Source organism: Deltaproteobacteria bacterium, from assembly GCA_016208165.1.
GTDB lineage: Bacteria > Desulfobacterota > Desulfarculia > JACQYL01 > JACQYL01 > JACQYL01.
The window spans coordinates 1-10125 of record JACQYL010000065.1 but is presented as its reverse complement, the minus strand read 5'-3'; the positions used below and the strand labels follow the sequence as shown (position 1 = coordinate 10125).

11 protein-coding genes are annotated in these 10125 nt (G+C 57.2%); 4 read left to right on the top strand and 7 right to left on the bottom strand.

The features are described from left to right. The first annotated feature begins 108 nt into the window (after positions 1-108). From HY788_14045 to HY788_14030, 4 genes are all read left to right on the top strand, one after another. A complete protein-coding gene (locus HY788_14045; GenBank protein ID MBI4775267.1) occupies positions 109-399 on the top strand; it encodes a hypothetical protein in 291 nt (96 codons plus the stop codon). Between the two features lie 239 nt (positions 400-638). Beyond that, on the top strand, positions 639-1094 hold the full coding sequence (locus tag HY788_14040) for a hypothetical protein (GenBank protein ID MBI4775266.1): 456 nt from the start codon (positions 639-641) through the stop codon (positions 1092-1094). Positions 1095-1171: 77 nt separating this feature from the next. After that, on the top strand, positions 1172-1537 hold the full coding sequence (locus tag HY788_14035) for a BON domain-containing protein (protein MBI4775265.1): 366 nt from the start codon (positions 1172-1174) through the stop codon (positions 1535-1537). A 136-nt stretch (positions 1538-1673) separates the two neighbouring features. Next, positions 1674-1880, top strand: a complete 207-nt coding sequence (locus HY788_14030; protein ID MBI4775264.1) for a DUF1328 domain-containing protein — start codon at positions 1674-1676, stop codon at positions 1878-1880. A 171-nt stretch (positions 1881-2051) separates the two neighbouring features. Here the strand turns inward: HY788_14030 and HY788_14025 are convergent, their stop codons facing one another. From HY788_14025 to HY788_13995, 7 genes are all read right to left on the bottom strand, one after another. Beyond that, positions 2052-3140, bottom strand: coding sequence for a formylglycine-generating enzyme family protein (locus tag HY788_14025; protein ID MBI4775263.1), 1089 nt, complete (start codon positions 3138-3140; stop codon positions 2052-2054). Positions 3141-3236: 96 nt separating this feature from the next. Next, a complete protein-coding gene (locus HY788_14020) occupies positions 3237-4325 on the bottom strand; it encodes a formylglycine-generating enzyme family protein (protein ID MBI4775262.1) in 1089 nt (362 codons plus the stop codon). Between the two features lie 485 nt (positions 4326-4810). Further along, positions 4811-5236: a hypothetical protein gene (locus HY788_14015; protein MBI4775261.1), complete on the bottom strand. Its 426-nt coding sequence runs from the start codon at positions 5234-5236 to the stop codon at positions 4811-4813. A gap of 328 nt (positions 5237-5564) precedes the next feature. Beyond that, entirely contained in the window at positions 5565-6161 is a 597-nt protein-coding gene (locus HY788_14010; protein MBI4775260.1) for a hypothetical protein, read from the bottom strand. 234 nt (positions 6162-6395) lie between these two features. Continuing rightward, complete coding sequence (locus HY788_14005; protein MBI4775259.1) at positions 6396-6761, bottom strand: hypothetical protein; 366 nt, start codon at positions 6759-6761, stop codon at positions 6396-6398. Then, the gene (locus HY788_14000) at positions 6761-8956 is read right to left on the bottom strand and encodes an HD domain-containing protein (GenBank protein ID MBI4775258.1); all 2196 of its coding nucleotides are present in this window, start codon (positions 8954-8956) and stop codon (positions 6761-6763) included. Before HY788_14000 ends, HY788_14005 begins: the two co-directional genes overlap by 1 nt. Before the next feature lie 12 nt (positions 8957-8968). Further along, a complete protein-coding gene (locus tag HY788_13995) occupies positions 8969-9427 on the bottom strand; it encodes a prepilin-type N-terminal cleavage/methylation domain-containing protein (GenBank protein ID MBI4775257.1) in 459 nt (152 codons plus the stop codon). Positions 9428-10125: the final 698 nt, after the last annotated feature.

Below are 10125 nucleotides of genomic sequence, written 5' to 3'. Positions count from 1 at the left end.
TGGTGAATTTTAACGGCAAACATAGCCTGATTATATCGTAACTACTTATTATTGCAAGGCTTATCTCCACCTCGCGACCCTTAAGTCAATGACATTGAGGGGACGGTGATGGAAGATCTGGGTGAATTATTAGGAAACGTGAGAGAACTATTAGATCAATTGCAGCGGCAAGTAAACGACATCGAGCAACAAGTGAGCGTGTCGGAGGGGGAAGACAGGCAACCGTTGCTCAAAGAGATCGCCGACGTGAGGGCAAAACGGGAGCGAGTGCTGGCCCGAGTGGAAGACATGATCGGCGGTAGTGGGAAAGTTCTGGAACAACTGAGGCAATCCATAGACAACACGGCTCGCGAGTATTGGGCTATGGTGGAAAAGACAGCGGCAAGAAAAAGCGCCTAGCAGCCCGTTGAAGAAGCCGGATTGCTACAGGCTGGTGAAAAACGATGATATGCAAGGCGCGCAAATCTCTAGGAATGAGTCGTACACAGAGTACGTCGCAGTGACGAGGGATGAAGCTTCACGCCGTTGGCGTGACAGCAGATCGCGTTTTTCACCAGCCTGATAGGGCAACGGCCGGACGACGACCAAGGCCTCGGGGGATCGGAAATGCCTCCGGGGACACAGGAAGGAGAAGCAAGATGAACATCTTTCGGGCTGGGGCAATAGGTGCGGTTTTGCTGACGATGGTGTTCCTGGGAGGGTGCAGCAAGGAGGAATCGTCTCCCGAACCCCAACAGTCGGTGACTACTTCTTCGGACGTAAAGAAGGAGATGGGAGAGGCGGTTCAAGCCCTCAAGGACTACACGTATGAACAACGGGACGAATACCTCGGCAAAATAGACGAACAGTTGGACCGGATCGATGCAAGGATCGAAGAGTTGAAGGAAAAGATTGAAACCAAGTCCGATGAGGTCCGGCAGACCTTCCGGGAGCGTATCGACCGGCTCAAAGAGAGCCAGGCTGCTGCGCGTGAAGAGTTGGACAAGTTGAGGGATTCCTCCGGGGACGCCTGGAATGAAATGATGAAAGGGATGCAGGACGCCCTGGACAAGCTTGAAGAGGAGTATAAAAGCGCGGCTGCGGAGTTGAGCTAGTACGGCATAGGGGTTTGATCGGTAGTCGTGGTGGATGCAAGGAGTGCTAAAAGACCTTCAGACCAAGGAGAGCGGATATGAAACCGTTGGGAACTATGCGGGTTTGCTGGATCTCCATCTGGCTGTTCACAGGGATCCTACTCGTGAGCGCGGGTTGCGGACCGGCTCTTGTAGCAGGCGGTGCGGCGGGAGGATATGCCGTTGGCAGCGACGAGCGAAGCATCGGCGGCCAGGTGGATGATGCAGTCATTACCGCCAAAATCAACGAGAAATACTTCAAAGATCCGGACATGAAGATCTTTAACATCGACGTAGATACCAACGACGGCCGGGTCACGTTGACGGGTGTGGTCGCTTCCGAAGAACGAAAACAAAAGGCCGAAACCTTGGCGCGTAGCGTCGAGGGAGTCAAGAGCGTATCCAACGAACTTCAGGTCAAGTAGATCATTGGGAGGGTGGCGCGTCCTGATGGTCGGAGAAAGGTAGTTGGCTTCATAAGGATGAACCCCTCAAAGCTTCTCCGGCCCGAGACCGTCCATCTTCGGATGTATTCCTTTAAAATCGCAAAGGAGTAGCGCCATGTTACGCTGGGCCATCACCTTTTTAATCCTGGCATTGGTGACCAGGGTCCTCGGCTTGGGCGCCATTGCATCCGCCGCGGCTGGAATTGCTCAGATTCTGTTTCTCATGTTCCTTCTGATGTTCACGGCTTCACTAGTGGTAAAATTCGCGCGGCGTAAGAAAGTCGAAGAGACACTGATTATGGAGTCCTACGGACGGCGGTGACAGCCGGAGAAAGCTCTGTCCCCCTGTGGTTGATCGCCGAACAAATCAGTCCTCCTGAATATTCCAGGACGGCGGGCCCGGATTCCCATTGCGGGCCCTGTCCCCGCCTTCCCTTAAACGAATCGTCCGCTTCGGGCTCACGGCTCTGCGCGGCCGATCCGCGCGGATGTTTTACGGCGCAACCCTGAGAACACGTAAACCGAGGAGACTGTCGGTCAAGTTCTCCGGGTAGCCGTAGCGTCTCGCCGACCGGCAGCCTGTTGCATGTTCGCCCCAGCCGCCGCCACGAATCACTTTCAACGCGCCGGCAAGCGGACCCGTGGGATCGATCACGGAACCTGTCGGATACGCCCCGAACCAATCCATGCACCACTCCCACACGTTTCCGTGCATGTCGTACAACCCCCACGCGTTGGGAGTTTTCTGGGCCGCAGGATGCGTTTTCAGTTCCGAGTTGTAGCAGTACCACCCCATGTCGTCGAGGATCGGATCGAGGTCGCACGCCTCCTTCGTGATATCCCCATTGGCGAAGGCCATATCGCTCCCCGTCCGCGCCGCATACTCCCATTCCGCTTCCGTGGGCAGCCGGTAGGCGCCTTCACCCATGGTGTTCAGCTTGGCGATAAACGCCTGGGCATCGTCCCAGGAAACCGATTCCACCGGGCAATCGTCACCACAGGTATTGAAAAAGGACGGGTTGGTCCCCATAACGGCCTTCCACTGCCCCTGGGTAACCTCGGTGGTCTGCAGGTAAAACCCCTTCGTCAGAGTAACCAGGTGTCGGGGCTCGTCCAAGTCCCGGCCCAACTCGCTTTCCGCACTCCCCATCGTAAACCGGCCCGCTGGAATGTAAGCGAACCTCATCCCTAGGCTGTTGGCGATCGTCCCCATGGCGCCGTCACCACTTAGGCAGTCTCCTTCGAACGAGCGGTCCAGAACGTATTGCGTAGCCTTGCTTTCGATCAGCAAATCCGCCGTCGCCGCCTGATCGGACGTGAAGGTCAAATTCAGGGAGGCGGGCCGGCCGAAGTACTCCAGGGCCCCCACTTCATCGACGCATTCCCCGTCCAGGAACACCTGGAACTGTTCGCCGTCCGGCGTCACGATGACCACGCAGGACCCGGTCGAGTACGTCTGGATGTAGAAGTTGTTGCTGCCGTCGGACGGCTTCCAAATGCCGGACCGGCCCGCCGTAACCGACGTAGCGATCATGAAAGAAAAGCCAAACACCAGAAGAAGGACTCCTGCCGTCTTTTTCATTGTTGTCTCCATCCTATTTGAGGGTTTCTGTGTGTAACAAGAACCACTTTTCATTCGCGCCCCGGGACCTTGCACAGGGATCGAGGGCAAAAAGGATCAAGGATAAGACCTCAGAACACGCAAGCCGACGAGTTTGTCGCTCGAGTTCGGTTGCAAGCCACCGCGACTCGCCGACCGGCAACTTGTTGCATCGTCGCTCCAGCTGCCGCTTCGAAGCACCCTGTACGTGCCGGTAGACGGACCCAGAGGATCGGTCACGGGACCTGTTGGATACGCCCCGTACCAATCCAGACACCACTCCCGCAGGTTTCCGTGCATGTCATACAATCCCCAGGCGTTGGGGGTTTTCTGCGCCACAGGATGCGTTGCCAGCTCCAACTCATGGCAGTACCACCCCATGGAATCGAGGTTCGGATCAAGACCGCAATAACGCTCCGTGACCTCTCCGTTGGCGAATCCCAGAGCACTCCTGGCCCGGGCCGCATATTCCCATTCCGCTTCCGTGGGTAGCCGGTAAACGCCTTCACCCAAGCTGTTGAGCCGGACGATAAACGCCTGGGCATCGTCCCAGGAAACCGATTCCACCGGGCAATCGTCACCACAGGTATTGAAAAAGGACGGGTTGGTATCCATAAGCGCCTTCCACTGCCCCTGGGTAACCTCGGTGGTCTGCAGGTAAAAACCCTGCGTCAGAGTGACGAGGCGCCGGGGCTCGTCCGCGAATCGGCCCAGCTCTCTTTCCGGGCTCCCCATGGTAAACCGGCCCGGCGGAATGTAAGCGAAGGCCATCCCCAGGCTGTTGGTGATGGTCCCGGTAGCGCCGTCGCCGCTCCGGCAGTCTCCTTCGAACACCTGCTCCAGCGTGTACTGAGTGCTCTTGCCCTCGATGACCAGATCCGCCGTGGCCGCCTGATCGGTCGCGAAGGCCAAATCCAGCGTGGCCGGACGGCCGAAGTACTCGAACGCAACGACCTCATCGCCGCACTGCCCGTCGAGGAACACCTGGAAATGTTCTCCGTCCGGCGTCACGATGACCACGCAGGACCCGGTCGAGTACGTCTGGATGTAGAAGTTGTTGCTGCCGTCCGCGGGCTTCCAAATACCCGACCTGCCCGCGACAACCGATGTGGCGATCATCAACGAAAAACCGATCGCCAGAAGCATCACTCCTGCCGTTCTTCTCATGGTTGTCTCCATCTTCTTCGGGTTACGATTCATAGGAAAGATCTCGGGCGTCAGCCGCTCACGGGATAGGTCACGGGCCTTCCCGACGCCCGGTTGGCTGATCCCCGGGATGCACGAATCCTTCGGATCGTCCGTGCCGGTCAATAGCGGTCGGTGCGTGAAACGTTCAGAATTTTGAGGATGAGGTCTTCCCTGACCGGAAGGCCCGAGTTCCGAGGGGAAAATGGTGGTCAGTCCAGAGATGGCGGATATCGACGCAACAGTACGAGTAGCCCGCGCCCAACGGCTTTATCTTCCATTTTTCGGACCTGGAAGTCCGCCGCCGCCTGCGTCGTGAAACCTGTGGCGCCATACGTCGCAGTGACGAGGGATGAAGCTTCACGCCGTTGGCGTGACAGCAGATCGCGTTTTTCAACAGCCTGTTAACCCATTTCGAGCGCATTGGAAGATCGGGCGGCGAAGCGCCCGGATCGACGTCATGCCGGCTACCTCACTCCCAGGCCGCCTCGTCTTTCACTAACCATGGCATACCACGCCCCTGCCACGGCGCCCCATACGGCATTGAGAATCAGAGGAAACAGGGGGGTCAAGGCTCCGAGTTGCGCGCCCATCACGCCCTTGCCCTCCTCGGGATATAGCACGAACAGCGTGATCAGGGTGGGGACAATGCTCAACAGGACGCCTCGCTGGGCATGCGACCTTTTGATGACCGGCAGAAGCAGCATCAGGCCCCATAAGCCGCCCCAAACGATTCGGGGATACAGCCAGGTCCTGGTCAGCGCGGGAGCCATCTTGACTCCAAGAGCCGCCGTAACGCCGAGGGATCCGAACGACCACGCGACCACGCTGTTGACGAGCGCGCCAACTCCCCCGGCCGAAAACGCCAATGAAAAATCTCTTGCGAAACGCATGATCCGGCTCCCTCAGATGCGGTTATCGTCCGGCCCGACAAGATTGACACACTCGTAAGAAGTCGAAAGCGGCCGTTATCCGTCATTCCGGCGAAAGCCGAAATCCTGTAATTTCAACTACTTCAGGATGCCGGACCCAGTCCGGCATGACGGCGTGAGGACTTTTTGCGAAGGCATCAGGATGGTATTATATCATCTATAAGTACGAAGAGCGAGGCTGTCACCGTCGCTCCGAGAAAAGTCGTTCATTTTTTGCGGTAGCGGGTAGGGGCGTATGGCAATACGCCCCCGTCTGGTAAAGAACATCCATGAACGTTCCGGGACGGCTTCAGTTTGTGATTTCCCCGCCCAGACGGAACGAATCGAGGTGATGTCGCATCTCCACGATATGGTGCTCGATGAGGCTTATTTGACTTCTGAATTCAGGAGAAATACTCTCCAAATCCGGATCCATGCCCGCCATAATCCTTGAAACCGCCTGCTGCTCGGCTTTGATGCCGGCTATCCTTGCCCTTATCGCACGTATGGTGTCGTTCATCACTTCCTTCTCCCGATGCAGGTAATCGTGTTTCCGGATCATTACATCCTGGGAGAAGTCCCCTTCCCCAAGCCGTTTCAGGACCGCCCTGAACCTGTACAGGGGTCCGGCGATTCGGTGTGAGACAAATATCGAATGTATGGCGAACAGGGCGGCAGCGGCGATAAAGGGAGGCCACAACCTCCCGTGAAGATAGAGGATTTTCTCCGCGATCAGGCTCTTTTGCACGTAGTCCATTCCGGCGCCATAGAATTCCACGAACAATGGCCCGAACAGCGTCAATCCGACAACTAGCAACAACATCACGAAGTAATTTACGTTGACGATCAAGAGCTTATATTGAAGCTTTTTATCGATCAGGACGCGTCTTCTTTTGTATGCCTTCATGACTTTTCCTCGGCTGGGACCCATCACCGCGATTGGGTGAGGTTAACAGGCTGTTGAAAAACGCGATCCGCGGCGTTACGCTTCATCCCTCGTCACTGCGACGTACTCTGTGTACGACTCATTCCTCGGGATTTGCGCGCCTTGCATCTCATCGTTTTTCAACGGCCTGTAACAACCCGGCTTTTTCAACGGGCTGTTAATGAAGGAGTTGTGACCGAAAGCCGTGCCGCGGTCTCAGGACCGGCTTCTCCTTTTCCACTCGATCTGCTCCTGATGTTTCAAGCGAATGACCTTCGACTTGGCGTCAAAATAAAACGACACTTCATAGCCGTCCCCACTGCCATCCTTATAGTATATGGTGTAATGAGGTCTACCCGCCGACGAATCCAAGACCATTCCGGTTATGGTGTAAGACTGGAAGTCCTGGCCGCCCGTACCAAATGCAATGCTGTTCCGTCTGATGTCGATGAACCGATCCGCATACTTGGCCGCAGTGGTTTCCCATGTTCCGGCAAAGATCTTCGGGTCCACCGCCTCACGCCCGATCGAGCAGCCTGCTAAGAATGCAATCAGCACCACATAGAGCACTCGTAGATACATTACAAGGGAATCCTCGCTGCTTCCGTTTCCACGGCGTGTTGCGCAGGCCTGTCCGCGCGGTACGAATACCCGGCCTTCAAAGGGGTTTCCTTTTCTCCGTCATCCTCTTTCATCACGGCGCAAAAAGCCCCAACCACCTCGGGATCGAACTGTTTTCCGGCTTCCTCTTCGATGATCCTGACGGCCGCACTTTTGTCCATGCCCGGTCTATAGGGACGGTCCGAGGTCATGGCGTCAAACGCGTCGGCCACAGCCAGCACCCGGGCGGCAGGCACGATGTCCCCCCCCGCCAGCCCCGCGGGATAGCCGTGACCGTCAAAGCGCTCATGATGCTGCAACACCGCCGGTATGACCTCCGCGTAGGCGGCCACAGGCTCGAGAATACGGCCGCCCTTGCTCGGATGCTCCTTGATGCGGGCGAATTCCTCGTTCGTCAAAGGTCCCGGCTTGTCCAGAATAGCCGCGGGCACACCGATTTTGCCGATATCGTGGAGCAGGCCCGCCTGCTGGAGTATGTCCAATTCCTCTTCTTTCATTCCCAGGCTTCCGCCAATGGCCAGAGACAGCCGTGTCACCCTTTCGGAATGTCCCGCCGTCCACGGCGACTTCGCGTCCACCGTTCTCGCAAGAGCCGTCAACGTACCCCAATTGAGGTTTTCCAGGGCTTCGACGAGCCGTGCGTTGGACCAGGCTATACCCACCTGGTCGGAGAGCTGCCTCATCTGATGAAGATCTTCCGGACTGCTGTCCGGATGATGAACAAAGCCCAGGCAGATCATCCCGGAAAGATCCTGTTGCACGTAAACCGGAAACACCAACAGCCAACGGACACCGCATCCGGCCATGATCTCGAGATACTTCGGAAGGCCGCTCGCGACGTCCAGAAACGCATGGGATGTCAGGGTTCGAAGGTCCGCAAGATCTTCCGGCGAAAAGCGGATCGTGTTTTCCACCCGGCAATCACACGAATCGCTCCATTTCATCCGCACGGTGGCGCGGCCGGGATCGTTGGAGTCCACCAGCCACACCCCGGCCGCATCCGCCGAAAAGGTGCTTCGCACCCTCCCCAGGATCGTCTCCACGATTCCGCCGGTCTCCATGGTCGACAGGATGGCCCGGTCGATTTCGGCCAGAGCCTTGAGGGTGGCGAACTGACGGCCGATTTGACCGGCCATCTGATTGAACGCCTCGCCCAGGGATTCAAACTCGTCCCCACTGGCGATGGTCACCCGGCTGTCATACTCCCGGTCGGCGATGCGCCGGGTAACCGCCTGGAGTTTTTCCAGGGGCACCAGGCTTCGTCTGATCTGATAGATGCTCAATAACAAGACGACACAGATCACCAGAAACGTCACCATGGAGAATATGAATTTGAAATCATCCATGGGAACCGTCCAGTGCTTCCGATCCTCGCTCAGGACAACCTTCCACATGGGCGAAGCAAACTGTCCCTTGAGAAAAAGAGACCAATAGTACGCCTGGTATTCGGATCCGTCGTGTTCCCACCCGAACGTCCCTACGGCATCGACCCCGGCGTGTTTCAGCGCGCATTCCGTAAGCGGAGACAGCACGGTGGAAAAAAGCACCGTATCGTTTTCGGTCAAAACACAGGCCTCGGTCATGTGCGGCAGCTTATCCACACTCATGATCTCCCACAGATAGCTTCCGTCGATCTCCGCCAACAGGTACTTGTCCCCGAAGGCCTCGTTTTCCAGTTTCACGCCCATCACAATACGGGGAAACAATCCGTCTCCACGCCGGACGTACAGCAACGTCCGTTCGGAAGCGATAGTCGCCGATGGCGCATCGTCGGGCCCCAAAGCATCCGAAAACTCCCCATGGATCGGGCGCACCGAGCCCTCGCCGTCCACGAGAGCCAACGCGCGGAAACGGCGGCTCAGAGGCCGGCTCCAGGACGATTCCCATGACCCGCCGGCCGCATGAAGGGCGCCGGACAGCCGCTCCCCAACGATTTCGAGTTCATCTTCCAGCATCATGAGACGTTCATAGAGGCTCATGCCCAGGTTCTTGGTCGAGTATTGGAGCCGCTCCAGGTTCTGTTGATGCAGGTAGCGGTTGACGTGGGTGAGCACCAGCACCGAAAGGACCGATATGGGAATAACGGCGCACAAAATAAACTGGAAGAACACCCGGCGGGAAACCTTGCTCTTGAAAAACCTTCGATCGATTCTCATACCAAGCGCCTTCTATATCTTCGATGCAGGGCCCACGTAGCCGCCGTTAAAGGCCCGGACGATGTCGTCTCTGCTGCCCTTTGCCCGCAAGGAAGAAACACTTCGGCCGTCTCTACCCGAACTGTACAGATCGAAATCGGAGTTGATTGGGACAAGGAATCCGTCCTTGCGAGCCTTGCCTTTGGAGTCCTTGTCGTCGCCGATTTTCATATAACAATAATAATGACCCCAGGGATCCTTGAATGCCGAGCGCTTCACGGAGCCGAGGGATTCCGGAAGCTCGCCCGTTTTCATCTTGTATACATATATTTCGGATTCGATCACCCGTATGTCGGCCGTAGCTTTGGCTACCCTGGCTTCCTCCACATAGTTCAAGTATCGATTCGACACGATGGCCGCCAATATGCCTATGAGCGCCATCACTATGATCAGTTCGAGCAACGAGAAGCCGCTGGAGCGGTTTTTTTTCATTTCGTAAGAGCCGATACGTTCGTCCGCTTCCGCCATGGATACGGCCACGCCGGACCATTTGATCCGATATATGAAGAAGGCTGTCCGTCCTTGCCGGCCAAAGATCCTTAGTCATCACGAAGGCCGGCTTCGCCGCGCACAGGAACGATCCGCGTTTCTCCCCGGCGCCGAACTATCTTTCCGGCGTCGATGAATTCCAGGAACGCGGGAGCCGGCCTCCTATCCAACCAAATGCGGGAAAATTTCCTTGAAGCGCCCGGGAAACGTACGCGAAGAATCGGGGTATGATTCGCGGAACGCCATTCCCGAGTTTTGCGCGGCCTCGGCGTTTCCTCCCGCACGGCCCAACCACCGTGTCCTGCAATGTACTATCGGAGCAAATGATGGCGAACTTGAGTTTCTTCTTCCGGAAGCCAATAGATGGAACAGGAACGAAGGTGGGCCCCTGCCGGGGAACGACCCGGGGACAACCTGCCCGGCGTAGTCGCCAGACGAAGCCGGGTCGGTTCACCCCACACGCGTGGGGACAACAAGGGCGAATCGCGATTCGCCCCTACGGTGGTCGGTTCACATCATCGCGTGTGGGGAACGCCTCCGGGATCGCCGAGCCCCGGCTCGGCAAGATGGCTTCGATCCACGCCCTTGCCACGGCATAGCGTAGCGACGCCTGGTTTCAATCCACGCCCCCGCGCGGGGGG